Source organism: Mycobacterium simulans (assembly GCF_900232995.1).
GTDB lineage: Bacteria > Actinomycetota > Actinomycetes > Mycobacteriales > Mycobacteriaceae > Mycobacterium > Mycobacterium simulans.
Genome location: NZ_OCVX01000017.1, coordinates 1 through 21090 on the forward strand (window position 1 = coordinate 1; position 21090 = coordinate 21090).

The window sequence follows — 21090 nt, forward strand, 5'->3', positions numbered from 1 at the left end:
GCTGGCGGGGGTGCGCGTCGCGGTGCCGATGATGCGGATCGACACGGTCGCGGCGGGCGGCGGGTTTCCTGGTCTTGAAGAGAAACATCCCCAACGAAGGTAGTCTGTTGGCCGTGGCTGAATCCTCAATTCCTACAGTGCTGCGCGAGCGCGCTAGCATGCAGCCCAACGACATCGCACTCACCTTTATTGATTACGACCAGTCGTGGGACGGTGTCGAAGAATCGTTGACGTGGTCGCAGTTGTATCGGCGAACGCTGAACCTGGCAACACAGCTCAGAGAAAATGCGTCGACCGGTGACCGGGCAGTGATCCTGGCGCCGCAGGGACTCGACTATATCGTTGGTTTTCTCGCCTCGTTGCAGGCCGGAGCTATCGCAGTTCCGCTCTCGGTTCCGTATGGTGGCGCCCACGACGAGCGCACCACGGCTGTGCTGGCCGATACCTCGCCTGCATTAATCCTCACGACATCCTCGGTCCGGGAATTTGTCGACCCCTACTTGGAGCCGCAGGCGAACCAGAGACCAGCAACAGTGATCGAGGTCGATCGGCTAGATCTGGACGGACGGCCGGCGCCGGGCCGTCGCACGACCAATCAAGAGCAGCCCGACACGTTGTATTTGCAGTACACCTCGGGGTCGACCCGTACACCGGCCGGCGTCATGGTCTCGAATAAGAATCTTTTCACCAATTTCGAGCAAATCATGTCCAGCTATTACGGCGTCTACGGAAAGGTCGCCCCGCCGGGCTCCACGATCGTCTCGTGGCTGCCGTTCTATCACGACATGGGGTTTTTTGTGGGGATCATCCTGCCGGTGTTAGGTGGTATACCTGCGAAGCTGACCAGCCCCATTGGATTCTTACAGCGACCGGCCCGGTGGATGCAAATGTTGGCGACCAATACGCTCGCGTTCTCCGCCGCGCCGAACTTCGCTTACGATTTGGCGTCACGCAAGACCAAAGACGAAGACATGGCCGGGTTGGACCTGGGCGGTATCCACAGCATCCTTAACGGCAGCGAACGGGTGCAGCCAGTGACGCTGAAGCGATTCATCGACCGGTTCGCCCCCTTTAACCTCGACCCAAAGGCGATACGTCCCTCGTATGGAATGGCAGAGGCGGCGGTCTACGTGGCGACTCGCAAAGCGGGCGAACCACCGAAAATCGTCAACTTCGATTCCGAGAAGCTGCCCGATGGCCGAGCAGAGCAAACCGAAAGCGAAAGTGGCACGAAGCTGGTCAGCTACGGCGTCGTGGACACCCAGCTGGCCTACATCGTCGACCCCGACACCCGCATCGAATGCCCCGAGGGGACGGTTGGTGAGATCTGGGTGCACGGCGGCAACATCGCCTCCGGCTATTGGCAGAAGCCTGACGTGACTGCGCGGACCTTCGGCGCAAAGATTGTCAATCCGTCCGCCGGCACACCGGAAGGTCCTTGGCTGAGGACGGGAGACTCCGGCTTCCTCTTCGAGGGCGAACTGTTCATTTTGGGTCGCATCAAGGACCTGTTGATCGTGTACGGGCGCAACCACTCGCCCGACGACATTGAGGCAACGATCCAAGAGATCACTCCAGGCCGATGCGCTGCGATCGCGGTTCCTCACGATGGTGCCGAAAAGCTGGTCGCCATCATCGAATTCAAGAAGAAGGACGAGTCCGCGGAGGAAGCGGCGGAACGACTTGGTGTCGTGAAACGCGAAGTCACCTCGGCGATTTCGAAATCGCACGGGCTGAGCGTGGCGGATCTGGTTCTGGTGGCCCAGGGCTCGATTCCTATCACCACAAGCGGCAAGGTCAGACGCGCGCAGTGTGTGGAGCTTTACCGTCACGAGAAGTTCACTCGCTTAGACGCGTAGTGGCACCCGCAATCTTCGCCGCGTAGTCAGAGACTGCTATGGATGGTCGATGCCGTTGGCGGGCCGCGCTTTAGGGCCAAACAGTGGTAACGCGTGGGTTGCCAGATCTTCGGCCGGTTGTGTCGCGTGACCGTTCCCGTTGGGTGGCGCGCCGACCAGGCTGAGCAGCGGGAGGGTCTGGTCGGCCGGCTGGTCAGCCGGGCATTCGCCGTTACCGCCGGTGATCTGCGCCGAAGCGGATGCCATTTTCCGCTGACCACCGTTCAGTTGAGGCAGGCCGACCGGGCCAAACAATGGCAAAGCGTGACCCCCGAGATCGTAGAGGGGGAATTTGCCGTTGTCCTTGGTCGGGATTGGGAAGTTCAACTTCGTCAGTGGCACGCCCTTGCCCACAACGTGGCCGCTGCGATGCGGTTTGGCTGCTGGAGCAGCGCGCTTGGCCAGCGATGGTACGGGGCCTCGCGGCTTCAGCCCAGGAATGTGCTTAACCCAAGGAAGCCGCCGATTGAGCTTGCGCACCCAGGGGGGCTGCGGCTTGCGCGGCCCACCCTTGCTCGGTCCCAGCTTCGACGGCCACCAGTTTGCCTGGCCGATCATCGCCGCGAGGGCCGGCACGGTAACGGTGCGTACTAGGAACGTGTCGAGCACAATTCCAATTCCGATGGTGAAGCCGGCCTGGGCCATAGTGTTGATGCTGGCGGCCACCAGACCGAACATCGAAGCGGCGAAGATAAGACCTGCCGAGGTGATTACGCCGCCGGTCGAACCTACGGTGCGGATGACCCCAACGCGCACGCCGTGCGGTGACTCGTCACGGATCCGTGAGATGAGCAGCATGTTGTAATCGGCGCCGACGGCGACCAGCAAGATGAAGGACAAGCCGGGCAGGCTCCAGTGGATATCCTGGCCCAATATTAATTGGAATACGATGACGCCGATTCCCAGGGCCGACAAGTAGGAAATCAGCACCGAACCGATTAAGTATAGGGGCGCAATTATTGCGCGCAGTAGGATACACAGAATCAAAAACACAATGATGATAGTCGCGATGACGATGAATTTGATATCGCCATTGTAGTAGTCGCGGGTATCGCGCAATCCAGTCGGAATGCCCGCCAGACCTATCTTGGCGTCCGAAAGCTCGGTATTCGGTCGAGTGGACTCCGCAACCCGGACTATCTCGTTGACCTGATCCATGGCCTCGGTGGTGAACCCATTGAGTGCGCTCTGTACGAAGTACCGTGCCGCATGCCCATCGGGCGATAGGAAAACTGCGGCGCCCTTCTTGAACTCGTCCCGCGTCATAATCTGCGGTGGGATGTTGAAGCCCGCCATCGACGGTTTCTCCGCGTCGTGTTTCATCCCCAGGAGAAAGTCGGAGGCCTCGTTGAGTCCGGAGCCCATCTTCTTGGTCTGATCGACCAATTGCTGCACACCTTCGGCCAATGCTGCGCTGCCCTGGGCGAGAGCGTCGGCGCCTTGTTGCATTTGAGCCAGCTTGGCGGGAAGGCCGTTAACGTCTTTGAGAAGTTTGACAACCTGCTTTAGTTGGTTATCTAGTTTGCCTACCGTCTGTGCGAGCGTCTGGTATTCCCGCGTCTGCTGCAGGGTGACAGCCAGCGCTGCGATCGATTTAAGAAGTCCGTTGTTTTCAGCCTCGACAATCGCTGCCAACTGGGCGCGCGATGTCACGCAGGCGGGGTCTTTGTTGCAGGTGGGGCTGGAATTTAGAGCCGTCACCATCGGGCTGGCCCATAGGGCAGTTTGCTCCGCACTCGTGATGGTCCCGCTCAGATTGTTACCAAGTGCCCGCATGCGCCCTACCATCTGGGACGCGTTGTCGAGTTGTTGGATGGTCTTATCGCCGCCCATCAGGGCCACCATGGTCTGGAGCATGCTGACCAGCCCGCTAGCGCTGGAAACGGCCCCATTGACTTGATCGCGCACCATGGCGAGGGCGTCGGCCAACTGGTGCGCACCGCCGGCCAGCCTGTCTAGATCGCTCCCATGATCCTCGATTGCATTCGATGCCTCGTCGAGTTTGCCGCCGACTTCGCCCGCCTGAAAAGACACCTTGGTCTCTTTCAGCGGTTCCCCGTTGGGCCGGGTTAGGCCGCGCACCATCACAACGTTGGGCAGGTCGGCTATCCGGCGAGACATCATCTCGAGGTCTGCTAGGGCGGTCGGTGTGCGCAAATCATGGGATGACTGGACGAAGAGCACCATCGGAGTCATCGCGTTCATCGGGAAATGGCGATTCATCGCCTCATAGCCCTTAACGCTTTCCACGTTTTGCGGGATCGTCTTCAGATCGTCGTAGTTGAAATGGATCAGGGCGGCGGAGCTAGCCAGGGCGGCGAGCACGATGAGACTGCCGACCAGATGGATCTTGGGCTTGCGCACGATGCGGGTTCCCGAACGCCGCCACATACGAGAGGTCAGGTCGCGTCTCGGTTTGATCCAGCCGCGACGTCCGGTGAGCACCAAGATCGCGGGTAGCAGGGTAACCGCCGCCAGCAGCGACACCATGATGGAGATTGCAATCGCCGGACCGACCGCCGAAAACACCTCCAGTTTGGTGAACACCATCGCGAGGAAGGTGACGGCTACGGTGGCCGCTGATGCGGCAATCACCTTGCCGATGGACATCAACGCCTTCTTGACTGCTACGTCCGACTTCTCTCCGTGCCGTACATAGTCGTGGTAGCGACTGATCAGAAAGACGGCGTAATCCGTGCCTGCCCCGATCATTACCGCACTCATAAAGACGATGGACTGCATGTTCACGACCAGGCCCAATTCGGCCAGGCCGGACAAAACGCCCTGTGCGCTTACCACTGAAACGCCGATGGTGATCAACGGCACCAGCATGGTGAGCACGTTTCGGTAGACGATTATCAGGATCAGCAGCACGCTGACGATGGTGCCGATTTCGATAATCTGGACGTCCCTCTCACCGAGCCTCTGGAGGTCGGCGACGGTGGCGACGGGCCCGCTGAGGTGGGCGGTCAGGCTGGTTCCGGCGACCGTCTTCTTGACGATCTCACCGATGTGTCGGAAAGCCGCTTGAGCCTCGGGCGCGACTGCGTCGGCTTGGATGGTGATGGGTAAGTTCCAGGCCTTTTTGTCCTTGCTTTCCAGGATCTCCCGCATTTGCGGTGTGCCGAGGAAGTCCTGCACGGTTATCTGGTCCTCGGTGTCTGCGTGCAGGTTGTCGACGAGTTTGCGATAGACGTCCTCGTCCGCCGGTCCCAGACCGTTTTCATTGGTCAAGATGACCATCAGGAGGGACGTGGGCTTTCCTCCCGTTTCGCGGAAAGCCGTGGCCATCTCTTTCTGCAGGACCATCACCGGTGCATCGGGTGGCAAGGGTTGTTGCTCGCGTTTTGCGGCCTGAACCTGCAGCGGCGGGAGTAGCAATGCCAAGGTTGCCGCCACCGCGATCCAGGAGGCGATGACTAGCAGCGGCGACCGTACGACGAAACCGCCGATGCGGTCGAAGAGCCCCCCGATTTTGGCTTGGTCATGCGAGACCTGCTGCCCTGACACCCTACAAACGTACAAGCCGAGCTACCGTTCGCGTGGGGGAATGATAATTCCCTTATTAACCGTGATGTGGGCGTTACTTTGGGTGTTCTCGGTGGACCGCGCAATGAATTGGCTGGTCACGGGCGTGTTCGGGGCGTGCGGGCAAGCTTTCCGTCCTCCCGGCGAGCAGGTTTGGAGGGTCCTGGCGAGGTAACTCGGCGATCTCAAACTTGCACGGCCGTCCTGATCTGCGCGTCTGTCCCAAATCCAGGCTTTCGGCGTTTTGCGCTGCCGATGCGTGCGACACTCTCTCGGTGGCCCTCAGATTCCGTTTCCAATCCAATCCATTGGTCGGCAAGCTCACTACGAAGTACATCCTGCCGCTCGGCACCCGCCAGGTGGGCGATGACGTGGTGTTCTTCAACTTCGGCTACGAGGAAGATCCGCCGATGGCCTTGCCATTGGACCCTTCTGATGAGCCGAACCGGTATTGCATCCAGCTCTATCACCAGACGGCGAGCCAGGTGGATCTAGCCGGAAAGAAGGTGCTGGAGGTCAGTTGCGGCGCCGGCGGGGGCGCGTCATACATCGCGCGAAACCTGGGTCCGGCCTCGTACACCGGGTTGGATCTGAACCCGGCCAGCATCAACCTTTGCCGGGAAAGGCATAAGGTGCCCGGTCTGGATTTCGTGCAGGGCGACGCCCAAGACCTGCCCTTCCCGGATGAAACCTTCGACGCGGTGATCAACGTCGAAGCCTCGCATCAGTACCCCGATTTCCGCGGCTTCCTCGCCGAAGTGACGCGCGTGCTGCGGCCCGGAGGGCATTTTCTGTACGCCGATTCCCGCCGGCCGGCCGCTGTGGCGGACTGGGATGCTGCGCTTGCCGAAGCCCCGCTGCGACAAGTCTCGGAAAGGAGCATCCTCGACGAGGCGAAGCGCGGGTTAGCCGCAAATACAGAGCGATCGCGCGAATTGCTTAGTCGTCGCGTGCCGCCGTTCATGGTCGCCGGAATGCGTTATGCCGTGGGCGTTTTGGACTGGGACCTGCGCCGCTCGGGCGGAATTTCTTACCGGATGTACTGCTTCGTCAAGGATTGATAAGCGGCGGCGAACGCCTACAGCGAGAGGCGATCCCGTAGCTGCTTGGCGTGAGCGAATTCGCGAATGGGTGCCTGGGTCAGGGTCTTCATCCGCGACTTCCGCTCTGGCCCAAGTACCATGGCCCCCAATTGCGCTCCCAGCCAGGTAGGTACCCACCACGCTCTGGCCATGGCCCGAATCGCGGTGGGCGCCGCCGGATCCACAATCAGCCAGGTGAGAATGCGCAGCCGATCCAGCCAACCCCGCCGCGTTTTCAAGTTGCGTACCGATTCGGTGGCAGCCGCGTTCGTGCGCACCGACAGCTTTCGTGGGACAAAACGGACTGCCGATCTGAGCAGCAAGCGATACCAGAAATCCAAGTCGACGAGCTGATAGATATCGTCGCGAAAGCATCCCACTTCCAGAGCCAGCTGGCGCCGAAACATAACGCAGGTCGGTTCGCCAATAAAATTGGCGGAGGCGCCGGCAAGAACCATCTGTGCCGCTAGCGACGATCCCTTGTTGTATTCTCGCAGCCTCAAAAAGTAGATGTGTCTTGGACCTACCCGCTGCCAAAAGGGCATGTTCTGATACACCATACGTCGCGGCGCGAAAGCCAGTCCGACGGTCGGATCATCGAAACACTGGGCCAGTGTCCGCAGGGCGCCCGGAAGCAACCAGTCGTCGCCGTGCACGAACTGTATATAGTCGCCCCGCGCGAGTTCCATACACCGGTTGTGGTTCTGGTTGAGGCCGAGTCGAATTTGATTGCGTATCAGGCGATCCCCGGGCCTCAGCAACGCCGCAGCCAGGGTCGCGCAATCGTCCGGCGAGTCGTCGTCAACGACTACTATCTCGAACTCGACACCGTCCTGATCCAGGATGCTGCGCAGACAACGCTCGATCGTCGCACCGTTGTTGTACATCGGTATGCACACCGAGATGGGCGGCTTCGCCGGCATTTCGTTCACGTTGTTGGGATTCACGGTTGCCTCACTCAATGGATTACCGGGCAACGCACACCCAGCCGCGCAGGTAGCTGACGACCTCCCAATTCGCCACTGACCATCGCAGCACGGCTTAGAGGCTGCCGAAACCCTTGAATAGAAAGACCGCTGCAGTGAAAGCCAGTATGAACTCAATGACCCGCCGACGATGAGTACGTAGCCACGTATTCATGGACAGCATCACCGTTTGGGTTTTCTGCGGCGCCGCCAGGTAGCAGACCAGCGGAATCTCGACGAACACAAGCACCAGCAGGACGAACAAGATAAATGCACCGAACTGCGTGTGGGTGCCAGCACCTGAGGCCATGATGACGGTCAACGCCATTGGTCCTTCGATGGGCGGCACCGACGTTCCGAGGCCGGCCACGAACGCTGGCCAAGCACGTCCGCGCTCCAGCATGTTCTGGGTGTGGGATGAAAGTCGCGACACTAGGGTCGTCTTGCCGGGCTGCTCCATTACGTCCAACGAGCCGCCGCCGCCTACCGCTACTGGCACTGGTGTGGCTACTCGCGCACGTTCACGGGCCAACATTGTGGCTAAACAAACCAGGGCAATCACCCCGATGGTGACGTGAAGTCCGCCGCCCGCGAGGATTACGACCGCGGACCGTAGATCATCGATGGTGGACGTCGCAGTTTGAATAGCTCCCAGCGCGATGTCGTGCAGCAGGATCAGGACAGCTATCCCAATGCCGATGCCGGCTGCGATGCCGCCAAGCCAAAACGCGACGAGACTGCGTATGGCCTGCCGCCGAGACGTCAATACAGCCGCAATGCCGATTCGCGCAGGGTCGATCAGCACTCCAAACCCCAGAGCTATGACGTAAGTCCACATCACGAAGGACGCTACTAGGTTGCGGCGCATCTCGTGGCGTTACCGGCGAATTCCCCTCGCGGGTTCCGGCCGGCCGGGGCGCCCCGATGGAACCGGATAGCTGCCTAAAAGGCCACGTCAGACGCCCACGCGTACGGTTTTCTCCAAGAGGTCGGCGGCCGCGGCAACGCCGGCGGCGGGTTTGGTCATCTGAGGGGCGAGTTTCCGGGCTCTCGCGGCGCATTCCGGTGCCAGTATGGATCGGAGCTCTGCGACCAGAGACTTGCGGGTGATATTCGAAAGACGCCTGGCGGAGCCAATTTTCAGCCGTTTGACCGACCCCGCCCAGATCGGCTGATCGGCCACTTCCCAAAGGATCAACGTGGGGAGTCCGGCTCGCAAGCACGCAGCGGTGGTGCCCGCACCACCGTGGTGCACGGCCGCGCGGCAGGTGGGCAGGATGGTCGTGTAGTTGATCAGGCCGACAAGCTTTACATGGTCAGCGTGCGGGACGTCGGTAGAACTGTTCGGGGGAGAATAAATCAAGGCTCGTTCGCCCACCTCCGCGCAGGCATCGGAGATCATCGTGACCGTTTCGCTGGGGGATTGGACCGGTGTGCTGCCAAAGCCGAAGTAGATCGGCGGTGTTCCAGCCGCAATCCACGACTTGAGCTCATCGTTCGGTTCGGTGTGCAACTCCATGGTCAGCGCGCCGACAAAGGGGCGCTGGCCGTTCCATTCCGCGGCGAGGCCTGGAAATAAAACATGGTCATAGGCCTGGATTTCGGGCGTTCCGCGTTCCAGCATCCGTTGCGCGGCCGACGCCGCTGCCGGTGGCAGACCCAGTTCGTCGCGTTGGGCGCGATCGGCGTCCTCGGACATGTACGCATAGAGTCGCCAGGACACCGTCATTAGAGAGCGCATCAGTCGTGCCGGGGTCGGTATGAATGGAATCGCGATCTGGCCGTTGACCCGCATCGGGAAGTGATGCAACGCCGCCAGCGGAATGTCGTAGTGCTCTGCGACATTAGCGGCTACGCCGTGGAACACCTGGCCCGTCATCAGCAGATCGGCGCCCTCGGTCAACGTGGCCAGCGTCTTGCCCATTTCCGCCCAACCCTCGACGAAGAGTTCCTTGGCGGCGCGCGCGAGGTTGAGGGGATTCTGCGCCCTGGTGAGGTTGCGAACGAACGCTGCGACCGCGTTGATCTGTTCCCCTGAGTCGAGTCCGTAAGCGACGCCAGTCAACCCCGCCGTCTCCACGAATTCGAGCAAGTTGGGTGGGACGGCCATCTGCACTTCGTGTCCTCGCCGCAGCAGCTCCGCACCAACTGCGGCGCAAGGCTCGACATCGCCGCGCGTGCCGTGGACTGCCAAGACAAATTTCATCGACGGAGCTCAGCCTCCTCACTCGCGTTCTCGGACGTCAGGCGGGAGCAGGCGCATCCCCTTTGGAGCTCAGCTCGTCGTACAGCAGATCCGCCAACCACCGCACGGTGCTGTTGATGTTGGTGGCGGCAATGCGTATCCCCGTTTCGGCCTCGATCCGCGTGCGAAGTTCCTGGCTGCTCAGCGAGTCAAGGCCATACTCGGTCAACATGCGGTCGACATCGATGGTGCGACGCAGGATTAGGCCGACTTGTTCGGACACCATTCGGCGAAGCCGGGCGGGCCACTCGTCCTGAGGGAGTGTGTCCAGCTCGCTGAGGAACTTGCTGCCGCCCGAATGCTTCGCAGCGGATTTGAACGCCTCGGCGAACGGAGTGTGCTGGGCGAAGGCTGTCAACCACGGTGATCCGATGACCGGAGCGTAGCCGGTGTAGGTGCGATTGTGGCGCAGCAGCGCCTCGAATGCGTAGCCGCCCTCCTCCGGGGTGATCGCGTCGCCGGTTTGCTCGGCGAAGGTCGTGGCGCGACCGATCTCGCTCCAAGCGCCCCAGGCGATGGAGGTGGCCGGTAGGCCGCGGGCCCGCCGCCAGTGCGTGAAGGCGTCCAGCCAGCTGTTGGCCGCGGCATAAGCGCCCTGACCGGGTGAGCCGACCAGGGCCGCCGCCGAGGAAAACGAGCAGAACCAGTCGAGGGGTTGGTTGGCTTCCATCTTCTGCAAGGCCTCGTGCAGCTGCAACGCGCCGTGGACCTTGGGCGCCCAGTCCCGCTGGATCAGCTCCTCGGTGATGTTGGCCAACGTCGCATCCTCCACGACGGCGGCGGCGTGCAGGACACCGCGTAATGGAAGACCGGTGGCGGTGGCTGTTGCCACCAACTTCTCGGCGGTGCCGGCTTGCGCGATATCGCCGCATAGCACCACCACGTCGGATCCGATGGCGCGAATGAGTTCGATAGTCTCCAAAGCCTTTTGGCTGGGTTGCGAGCGTGACGTGAGCACGATGCGGCCGGCGCCGGCGCTGGCCATCTTTTCGGCGAGGAACAACCCGAGCCCACCCAAGCCGCCGGTGATGATGTAGGAACCATCAGCACGGAACACGTGCGTTTGTTCGGGGGGCATGACGACGCTGCTACGCCCGACGTGAGGGATGTCGAGGATGAGCTTGCCGGTGTGTTCGGCCGCACTCATCAGGCGGATCGCGGTGGCTGCATCGGCCAACGGATATTGGGAGCTTTCGAGCATCGGCAGCACGCCGTCGGCGGTCAGCCGGTACACCGTGTTGAGCAATTTGCGGACCTGATCGGGGTGACTTTCTGACATCAACGCCAAGTCGACACCGTAGAACGCGAGGTTCTGGCGGAACGGGAAGAGCTCCAGTCGGGTGTTGGAGTAGATATTGCTCTTGCCAATCTCGACGAATCGTCCACCCAGGGCCAGCACTTTGATCCCGGCCACTTGCGCGGCACCGGGCAACGAGTTCAGCACGATGTCCACGCCGTAGCCGTCGGTGTCGTGCCGGATCTGCTCGGCGAACTCGACGCCGCGGGAGTCATAAACATGCTTGATTCCCATGCCGCGCAACAGTTCTCGACGCTGCTCGGTGCCGGCCGTGGCGTAGATCTCGGCCCCGGCGGCGCGTGCGATCGCGATCGCCGCCTGACCCACCCCACCCGTTGCGGAGTGGATGAGCACCTTGTCACCGTCCTTGATCCGCGCCAGGTCATGCAGGCTGTACCACGCGGTGGCCGACGCGATGGTTACCGCGGCGGCCTGGGCATCGGTCAGTCCCTCGGGCAGGCTCGTGGCCAACCGAGCATCGCAAGTGACGAACGTGCTCCAGCAGCCGTTGTTGGACAGGCCGCCCACGTGGTCGCCGACCTTGTGGTCGGTGACGTCGGGTCCGACGGCGGTCACCACGCCCGCGAAATCGAGGCCCAGTTGGGGCAGCTGCCCGTCGAAGGTTTGGTAGCGGCCGAAGGCGACCAGGACATCGGCGAAGTTGACGCTGGACGCGTTGACCGCGACCTCGATCTGCCCGGGCCCCGGCGGCACCCGGTCGAATGCCACGAGCTCCAATGTTTCCGGATCACCGGACGTGCCGATCTGTAGACGTACACCAGCTTCGCTGTGGTCAACGACGGTGGTATGGCGTTCTTCGGGCCGCAGTGGGGTCGGGCATAACCGGGCCGTGTACCACTCGTCATGGCGCCAGGCGGTTTCGTCTTCGTCGCTAGCCAATAGCAGTTGGCGCGCCACCTGCTCGGTGCCGGTGTGCTCGTCGACGTCGATGTAGCTGGCCTTCAGGTGCGGATGCTCCGCGCCGATCACCCGCAGCAGCCCACGCAGCCCGCCCAGCTCGAGATTGGCGCGGTCCTCAGCCAGCACCGTTTGGGCGCCGCTGGTCAGCACATATAGCCGCGGCGCGTGGCCCAGGAGCTCCGGGAGCTCACGGGCGATACGCACGAGATGCTCAACATATTCACCGCCGCGGATCCCGGACTCTTGCTCTGGGTAGGTCTGCGGCGCGGTGAGCACGACGACACCGGTGAACCCGCCCGCCTCGAGCTGGCCGCGCAGCCGCTCGGCCTGGGCCGCATGGTCGGCGTCGAGCGGCCAGGACATGGCGGGGCATTGCGCGTCGTGGACCTTCAACGCATCGATCAGCTCGGTGGCCACCAAGTCGGCCGCATCACTGGTGCTGACCAACAGCCATGCCCCGGGCTCGGTAATGGCCTTGTCGGGCAGCTGGCGCTGGTGCCATTCGATGGTCAGCAACCGTTCACCCAAAACCCGATCGCGCTCGCTGTCTTGCGAGACGCCGGTACCCATCTGCAACCCGCGCACGACCAACAGGACATCGCCATGCTCGTCCAAGACATCCAGGTCGGCTTCCACACCTTGCGAGCCGCACGCGGTCACCGTCGTGTAGCAGTACCGAGCGCCGCGAGCCGAGCCGTAGGCGCGCAGCCGGCGCACACTCAACGGCAACAGCAGACCACCGTTGACCGCACTGCCGACGCTGGGATGGGCTGCCACCGACTGGAAGCACGCATGCAGCAACGCCGGATGCACCGCCCCGTAAGAACCCTGTTGGGGGCGGAGCGGGCCCGGCAGGGAGACCTCGGCCAGCAACGTGTTACCGGCACCTTCGGCGGTGTGCGCGCGGGCGAGACCCTCGAAGGCCGGACCCAGTCGGTGACCACGCTTGTCCATCAACTGTCGAATCTCACCGCCGTCCACCGCCCGTGGATGGTTCGCCAGCAGCTGGGCCAGGTCTTTCACGGGTGGCTGGTCGATGTCCTCGGCGAAGTGCAGGAAGGCGGTGGCCTGCGGCGAATATTTTCCGTCCCGGTTAGTCTCCACCGCGAAGGCGAAGACATCGGGTGCCTCGACCGTTGCGGTGATGCCGAGAGGGGTTGCTCTGTCGAGCAGCAGCGGTTGCTCGAAACGCATATCGCGGACTTCGGATGCCTCGCCGAGAACGGTGCGGGCCGCGACCAACGCCATCTCGCAATAGGCAACCCCTGGGAGGGCGGCCGCATCGTGGATTTGATGCTCGGCCAACCAGGGCAGTGCCTCGGTACCGACGTCACCGTGCCACACGTGACGCTCCGGCTCCTCAGGCAGCCGGACATGCACGCCCATCATGGGGTGCGCCGGAACCATGGAAGTGCGGCGCACCTGCGAATCCTGGCCGCCACGGGTCAACAGCAGCCGACGTTGACTCCAGGTCGGCAGCGGCGCGTCCACCAAACGCCCACCGGGGTAGAGCACCGAGAAGTCCACCGCCGCGCCCGCGGCATACAAGTCGCCCAGCAGCTCGCGCAACCCGTGTGGCAGCGGCTGCTCGCGTCGCATCCCGGCCAGGGCAGCTGACAACATGTCGAGGCTGCGGGCGGTTTGATCGACCGCGCGGGTCAACAGCGGGTGTGGTGAGAGCTCGGTAAAGACCCTGAATCCGTCTTCGAGCGCGGCCTGCACCGCCGCTGCGAAGCGCACCGTGTGCCGGAGGTTGTCCACCCAGTAACTTGCGTCGCAATACGGCTCCTCGCGCGGGTCAAACGACGTCGCCGAAAAGTAGGACACCTCCGGGGTCAGCGGGGTGATGTCGGCGAGCACCTCGAACAGGTCGTCGAGGATCGGGTCAACTTGCGGAGAGTGCGAGGCCACATCGACGGCCACCTCGCGGGCCATTACGTCTCGCTGTTCCCACGCCGCGACCAGATCGCGCACCGTCTCGGTGGCTCCGCCGATCACGGTGGACTGCGGCGAGGCCATCACCGCGACCACGACGTCGTTGACGCCGTTCCCCACCAACTCCGAAAGCACTTGCTGGGCAGGCAATTCCACCGACGCCATCGCCCCGCATCCGGCGATGCGGGTCATCAACTTGGAGCGCCGGCAGATCACCCGCACCCCGTCTTCCACCGACAGTGCACCGGCGACCACCGCCGCCGCGGACTCACCCAGCGAGTGGCCGATCACCGCGCCGGGCCGCACCCCGTAAGACTTCATCGTGGCCGCCAGCGCCACCTGCATGGCAAACAGCGTCGGCTGCACACGGTCGATACCTGTCACGACCTCCGGCGCGGTCATCGCCTCCGTCACCGAGAACCCGGACTCTTTTGCGATCAACGGCTCGATCTCAGCGATCGTCGCGGCGAAAACCGGTTCATTGGCTAGTAGATCGGCACCCATCGCCGCCCACTGCGAGCCCTGACCGGAAAACACCCACACCGGGCCCCGGTCATCCTGGCCGGCCGCCGGCGGATACGGGACCTCACCATCGGCGACCTCACGCAACGCGTCGCGCAGCTCGGCAGCGGTGCTCGCCAGCACGGCAGTGCGCGCCGATCGGTGCCCACGCCGGCGAGCCAGCGTGTAGGCCAGGTCCGAGATCGCGAAATCTTGCCCTTGTGCATCGACCCAATCAGCAAGTCGCGCAGCGGTTTCGCGCAGTGCCTCCGGCGAGCTAGCTGATAGCGGGAACACCAGCGCGCCATCGATGCCTGGGGCGTCGTCTGTCGTTAAGGCTTCGGGGGCTTCGGGGGCTTGCTCCACAATGGCGTGCACGTTGGTTCCGGAGAACCCGTACGACGACACCGCTGCCCTTCGGGGTGCATCGTGCGCGCTCACTGGCCACGGCGTCGTCTGCTGCGGCACAAAGAGGTTAGTTTCGATTCGGGCGAGCTCGTCGGGCAGCTTGGTGAAGTGCAGATTCTGCGGAACCACGCCATGCTGGACGGCTAGGACCGCCTTCATCAGCCCCAACGCTCCAGCGGCCGACTGCGTGTGTCCGAAGTTGGTCTTCACCGATGCGAGCGCACAGGGCCCGTGGCTGCCGTATACCTCGGCCAGGCTGGCGTATTCAATGGGATCGCCGACAGGGGTGCCGGGGCCGTGTGCCTCCACCATGCCGACCGTTGTGGGGTCCACGCCGGCCGCGGCCAACGCCGCCCGATACGCCGCGACCTGCGCGGGCTGCGACGGAGTCACGATGTTTACAGTGCGGCCGTCCTGGTTGGCGGCGGTGCCACGCACCACGGCGAGAATTCGGTCGCCGTCTCGCAACGCATCGGGCAACCGCTTGAGCAACAGCACCACGCAGCCCTCGCCAGAAACGAAACCGTCCGCGGCGATGTCGAAGGCGTGGCAGCGCCCCGTCGCGGACAACATTCCGATGGCGGATCCCGAGGCCAATTTGCGGGGTTCAAACATCACCGAAGCGCCGCCCGCCAGCGCAACGTCGCTTTCGCCGTCGTGCAAGCTTTGGCAGGCGAGGTGGATTGCGGACAGGCCCGACGAGCACGCGGTATCTACCGTCATCGCTGGACCGTGCAGTCCCATTGCGTAGGCGATGCGCCCCGATCCCATGGCGAAGCTATTGCCCATGTACCCGTATGGCCCCTCTAATGCCTGGGCATCTGAGTGCACGAATAGGTAGTCGTCATGCATCAATCCCACGAACACACCGGTCTGCACGCTGGCTAATGCGTCACGAGTCAGACCACCGTGCTCCATGGCCTCCCACGAGGTCTGCAAGAGCAAGCGGTGCTGCGGATCCATTTCCGTCGCTTCTCTTTCTGAGATCCCGAAGAACTCGGGATCAAAGTCGGCGACGTCATTCAGGAACGCGCCCCACTTGCACACCGTGCGACCAGGAACGCCTGGCTCGGGATCGTAGAACTCCTCCACGTCCCAGCGGTCTGAGGGAACCTCGGTGACCAGGTCGTCGCCGCGGAGCAACGCCTCCCAGAGCAGCTCGGGGGAGTCGATGCCCCCCGGCAGCCGGCATGCCATACCGATGACGGCAACTGGAGTGATACCAGTCCTGTCCACGGTCGTTCACCTCTCCCTACCAGTGCTTTCCAGCGCTTTCCGGTCCGATCAGCGGCTTCGAGTGGCATCAGCGATTCCGACTTCGAATCTCGATCCGGGCCAGGGAACATCGCTGCGCCGTGCGCCAGCCACAACCCCCGCGTCGAAGCCAACCTATAGTTCATGAAGTGATCAGCAGCGTAGCTGGTTAACACTGCAGATGTGGAAAAATCGTGCGGACGTACTAGAAATTTGCTGGCGGGACGCGGGGATCGCGCATTCTTTTGGTGGTGGGTGTCGCCAATCCGTGGGATATCAACTGTGGGCGAGCGCGCGGTCGGCCAGGGCCGCGATTGCAGGTGCCAACAGCCGGGAGTATTCGAGCGTCAGGTGACCCGCGTCGACGTAAACCAGGGTGTTGCCGATGATGACCGGGCAACGGTTCGCGGTGCAGAACAGGTCGGTGAGGTCGGCGTACTGTCCGCCGCCGGCTTTGGTGGCGGCGGCCTCGGCCGCGATGCCGGGCCGGTTGAACGCGAACGACATCGGCGGCGAGCAAGCCGTCGCGTCTTCGAGGTGCTCAGACACGCAGCCCGGCACCGATGTGTTCAGGTGCGGGAGTGGCCCGAGCACCAGCACCTTGGCACCGGTTTCGCGCAGTTGGCGCACCAGGCGGGTCAGGCCGTCGAGCCACGCCGGGTCGTATGACGAGAAACCCGACAGGAACCCGTTGCTGTGGGTGGCCGTGTAGCCCCGGAACACGCTGACCATGACCAGCTTCGGGTGCTCGGCGCGTAACCGGTCGAGGATCTGACCGCGCCATTGCTCGCAGCGTTGCATGTATTCGACCAGTGGCCTAACGAAGCGGTTGGCGATGGGCAGGTCCATCATTGGGCAGGCCGCCTTGGCCATGGCTTCCAGCCGCCACGGCCGCAGCGCGCCGATTTGCTGGAACGCCGGAATCCACATTGACGAATGCGAGTCGCCGACCATCGCCACGGTCGTTTTGGAGGCGGTGTCGCCCATCGCACACTCGGGCTGTCCGGCTTGGAAAGGCGCGCGCAGGCAGCCGTCGAACAACATGGCCCCAACTTCGCCGGGCGCGTCGGCAAGCGAAGGGTTCAGGTTCGACGGTACGGCTTTCAGGTCGGCAGATGCCGCGACCGCGGCTTGTACCTGCGAGAACACGTTCTGCACCGCCGCGTCGTAGGCCTCAATATCGTCCCCCGTCGGGACACGCGGGGGAGTGATCGTCAGTGGCGCAGCCTGCGCGCCGCGTCCAACCGGGATAGGCAGCGGTATCGATTGCACCCATAGCATCAACACCACGCTCACACAGGCCGCTAGTGCCGAGGCGAGACCGCCAACCGCCAGACTCTTCCCCGGAGACTTGCGCAGGAAGGCCGCGTACCGCAGCGGGTTCTCGACGAAACGCAGCGTGAGCACCGCTAACACGCCGGAGAGAGCAACCACCAACACCTTGCCGACCACCCCCAACGGGTGACCCACCAAGACCGCCGCGAACACCAGCGCCGGCCAGTGCCACAGATACCACGAGTACGACCACCGCCCGAGTGCCCGCATCGGCGCCACCCCCATGACGCGCCCGCAGCCCAGCGTCGGTGTGGCACAGCCCGCGCCGATCACCAGCGCAGTGCCCACCCAGGGCAATAGCGACGCGGTACCCGGATAAGGGGTGTCCGGGGTCAAATAGGCGCAGGCAAACAGAATCAGGGCCAGTCCGACCCATCCCGTGATCACCGCGACTCGCTTCGGGAGTCGGCGCCAGTGGCTGGCCGTGAGGGCGATCAGGGCGCCACCGGCCAACTGCCAGGCCCTCGTGGGCAGCGAAAAGTACGCCGCCAGCGGCATTACGTAGGTGATCATCAGCGACAGCGAGAACGACAGAACTGCAACTAGCGCAACGAGCACCACATATGGGGTTTTCGACGGGGGCGCATCGGTTTTGGCGCGCCGACGCATACGCCGGATGAGCCACGCGGTACCGACGATCATGGGTGGCCACAGCAGATAGAACTGTTCCTCCACGCCCAAAGTCCAGTAGTGCTGGAACGGCGAGTGCGACGCGTTGCCGGCGAAATAGTCGACCTGTTGGCCAATGAACCAGAAGTTGGGGACGTACAACGCGCTGGCGATGCCGTCCATAAGCGCGCTTTTGGCCTGCAGCGGGGGTAACAGGAGTGCCGAAGCGATCGCGGTGACGACGCCTACCGTGGCCGATACCGGCAGCAGTCGGCGGGCCCGCTTCCCATAGAACTTGCGCAGGGCGACGGTACCTGTGCTGCTCACCTCGCGCCAGAGCTGTCCGGTGATGACGAAGCCCGAGATGAAGAAGAATATGTCCGGGCCGACAAACCCACCACCCACACCCGGCATGTCAACGTGAAAGCCGAAAATGGCCAACAGGGTGAGGCCGCGCAGGCCCTCGATATCCGGACGAAACCCGATCTCTGAAGAGCCCTCACCCTGCACCTTTTCAACAGGGCGAACGGTGGCGGAAGGGCGAATTGTGGCGGAAGGGCTAACGGTATCGGAAGGGCTAACGGTGCCGGAAGGGCTAACGGTGCCGGACTGGCGCATGATCACCCAGGTATGTTAAGTGGACCCGATAGACCCATGTAGCGGATTCGTCGAGTAGCTGGCGTGGCGTGGCGCGTCTCGGCGCCTGATGTGGCGTACGTATCAGTCCTGCGTGTCGGCGGACATGGAGTGGGCAATCGCGAGTCTCGGTGGTGAAATGCCACCGAATAGACGCAGCCCAGCCTTTCTGGGCATTGGGGTCGGTGCTGCCGGACCAGAAGTTAGTGATAACACCCGCTCTGCCTAGATTTCGACGTTCCCGCGGATGCTCGATGCTGCTCACCGCACCGATGCTCTGGTTATGGGCGACGCCGCAAGTGGATCATCCGAAGGTGCGAGGCTGCGGACGTTCTCGATCCCGGCTGGTCGGCGCGGGCCCTGCGACACCGGCGTTGCTGGGGCCAGCACGATTTTCCGCGCTTGTGGGGCTGAGCCGGTAAGCTCTGATGACGCCGCGCACTTATGGTTGGCTTTCGATGGGGGTTGCTGGGCTATAGGTGCGGATGCCGCGGTTTGTTCCCGGCTCGTTACGAATTTCAGCGATGTTCTTCGAAGCGCTGATGGGGGGTCGAAGCCAGTGCTAAGAACTGACTCATATGTATGGAGAGAAACGGACCGTGGATACGACGCGCGTTACGCCAGTTGCCGTCATTGGGATGGCGTGCCGGTTGCCGGGGGGCATTGACTCACCTGACCGGTTCTGGGAGGCGTTGCTGCGTGGCGACGATCTGGTCACCGAGATTCCCCTGGATCGCTGGGACGCGGACGAGTTCTACGAGTCCGAGCCGGGCGCGGCTGGTCGATCGGCGTGTAGGTGGGGCGCGTTTTTCGATAACGCGGCCGACTTCGATCCGGAGTTCTTCGGCATCAGCGAAGATGAAGCAACTGCGATGGATCCGCAGCACCGGATGCTGCTGGAAACCTCGTGCGAGGCGATGGAGCATGCCGGTCTCACTCCGGGTGTGACGGCAGACTCTCGCACGGGCGTTTTTGTGGGTTTGGTTCAAAGTGACTACCAATTCGTCCAGGCCGAAGCCCGGGCCTTGGCGGGGCCGTACGGGAAGACCGGTACCAATTCCTCCTTCGCGTCCGGGCGGGTCGCCCATGCGTTAGGGCTCCGCGGTCCCGCGGTGACGATCGATACTGCCTGCTCGTCCGGCCTGTATGCAGCGCACCTGGCCTGCCGGAGCTTGCAGGACGGCGAAAGTGACCTTGCCTTCGCGGCCGGTGTCTACGCGATCTTTGAACCCCGGCGGTTCGCCTCGGACTCGGCGATGGGCATGTTGTCTGCGAAGGGACGCTGTCTGGCGTTCGATATCGCGGCGGATGGGTTCGTCGTCGGCGAGGCTTGCGTCGTTTTGTTGCTCAAGCGGTTGGCGGATGCGCAGCGGGATGGTGACCGGATTCTGGCTGTGGTGCGTGGCACGGCTGCCAACCAGGATGGTCACACGACCAATCTCACGACGCCGTCGGCGGAGGCGCAGGTCGAGGTGTATCGCGCGGCGTTGGCCGCGGCTGGCGTGGACCCGGCCACCGTCGGCATGGTGGAGGCGCATGGCACTGGGACTCCTATCGGCGATCCCATCGAATACGCCAGCGTGGCCGAGGTATATGGAGTCGACGGCCGGTGCGCGTTGGGGTCGGTAAAGACCAATTTTGGCCATACGCAGTCGGCGGCTGGAGCGCTGGCGCTGATGAAGGCGGTACTGGCCGTCCAGCACGGCGTTGTTCCGCAGAATCTGCATTTCACCGCTCTGCCTTACGAACTCGCCAGGATTGATACTGAACTCTTTGTGCCGCAAGCGAATACGCCGTGGCCCACGAACGATCAGGAAGTGCCCCGGCGGGCGGCGGTGTCGTCATATGGCATTTCGGGAACCAACGTGCACGCCATTGTGGAACAAGCTCCCGAAGCTCTCGAAGCCCCCGAATCCCTAGCGACGGACGAGGATTCGGGTATCGATGGCGCGCTGGTGTTCCCGCTGTCGGCCAGCACCGAGGAATCGCTGGGCAAAACCGCTGGGCGGCTTGCTGATTGGGTTGACGCACAAGGACCCGATTTTGCTATCTCGGATTTGGCCTACACACTGGCTCGCCGGCGTGGGCACCGCCCGGTGCGCACCGCGGTGCTCGCCAGCACCGCTACCGAGCTGTCCGGGGCGTTGCGTGAGGTCGCCGGTGGTGAGGTCCCGTTTGTGGCGGCGGTCGGGCAGGATGATCGGGGCCCGGTGTGGGTGTTTTCCGGTCAGGGTTCGCAGTGGGCGGCGATGGGTGCTGATTTGCTGGCCAATGAACCGGTGTTCGCTGCGACGATCGCTGAGATGGAGCCGTTGATCGCCGCGGAGTCGGGATTCTCGGTGACTGAGGCGATGTCGGCACCGGAGGTGGTGACGGGCATTGATCGGGTGCAGCCGACCGTGTTTGCCATGCAGGTGGCGCTGGCGGCGACGATGAAGTCTTACGGGGTGCGGCCGGGCGCGGTGATCGGTCACTC

Annotated in this window: 8 protein-coding genes and 1 pseudogene; 3 read left to right on the forward strand and 6 right to left on the reverse strand. The window is 63.1% G+C overall.

All coding sequences use genetic code 11. The features are described from left to right. The first annotated feature begins 107 nt into the window (after positions 1–107). Positions 108–1859: an AMP-binding protein gene (locus MSIMFI_RS26405; protein ID WP_191499891.1), complete on the forward strand. Its 1752-nt coding sequence runs from the start codon at positions 108–110 to the stop codon at positions 1857–1859. A 36-nt stretch (positions 1860–1895) separates the two neighbouring features. On the opposite strand, the gene MSIMFI_RS26410 is transcribed toward MSIMFI_RS26405, so the two are convergent. Continuing rightward, positions 1896–5408 carry an MMPL/RND family transporter gene (locus tag MSIMFI_RS26410; RefSeq protein WP_191499892.1) on the reverse strand — a complete coding sequence of 1171 codons (3513 nt, stop codon included), beginning with the start codon at positions 5406–5408 and terminating at the stop codon, positions 1896–1898. 135 nt (positions 5409–5543) lie between these two features. Here MSIMFI_RS26410 and MSIMFI_RS26415 point away from each other — a divergent pair. Further along, positions 5544–6487, forward strand: a pseudogene (locus tag MSIMFI_RS26415) (phthiotriol/phenolphthiotriol dimycocerosates methyltransferase). 17 nt (positions 6488–6504) lie between these two features. Here the strand turns inward: MSIMFI_RS26415 and MSIMFI_RS26420 are convergent. From MSIMFI_RS26420 to MSIMFI_RS26440, 5 genes are all read right to left on the reverse strand, one after another. Beyond that, positions 6505–7431 (reverse strand): glycosyltransferase family 2 protein, encoded by a 927-nt coding sequence (locus MSIMFI_RS26420; RefSeq protein ID WP_191499893.1) that lies wholly within the window; start codon positions 7429–7431, stop codon positions 6505–6507. 118 nt (positions 7432–7549) lie between these two features. Then, positions 7550–8341 (reverse strand): GAP family protein, encoded by a 792-nt coding sequence (locus tag MSIMFI_RS26425; RefSeq protein WP_224770461.1) that lies wholly within the window; start codon positions 8339–8341, stop codon positions 7550–7552. Positions 8342–8428: 87 nt separating this feature from the next. Continuing rightward, positions 8429–9679 (reverse strand): glycosyltransferase, encoded by a 1251-nt coding sequence (locus MSIMFI_RS26430; protein ID WP_191499894.1) that lies wholly within the window; start codon positions 9677–9679, stop codon positions 8429–8431. Positions 9680–9716: 37 nt separating this feature from the next. Then, the gene (gene pks2, locus MSIMFI_RS26435) at positions 9717–16016 is read right to left on the reverse strand and encodes a sulfolipid-1 biosynthesis phthioceranic/hydroxyphthioceranic acid synthase (protein WP_191499895.1); all 6300 of its coding nucleotides are present in this window, start codon (positions 16014–16016) and stop codon (positions 9717–9719) included. A 294-nt stretch (positions 16017–16310) separates the two neighbouring features. Then, positions 16311–18596, reverse strand: coding sequence for an acyltransferase family protein (locus MSIMFI_RS26440; protein WP_191499898.1), 2286 nt, complete (start codon positions 18594–18596; stop codon positions 16311–16313). 596 nt (positions 18597–19192) lie between these two features. On the opposite strand from MSIMFI_RS26440, the gene MSIMFI_RS26445 reads away from it, so the two are divergent. Then, the coding region (locus tag MSIMFI_RS26445) for a type I polyketide synthase (protein WP_191499896.1) at positions 19193–21090 on the forward strand (1898 nt) is incomplete at its 3' end.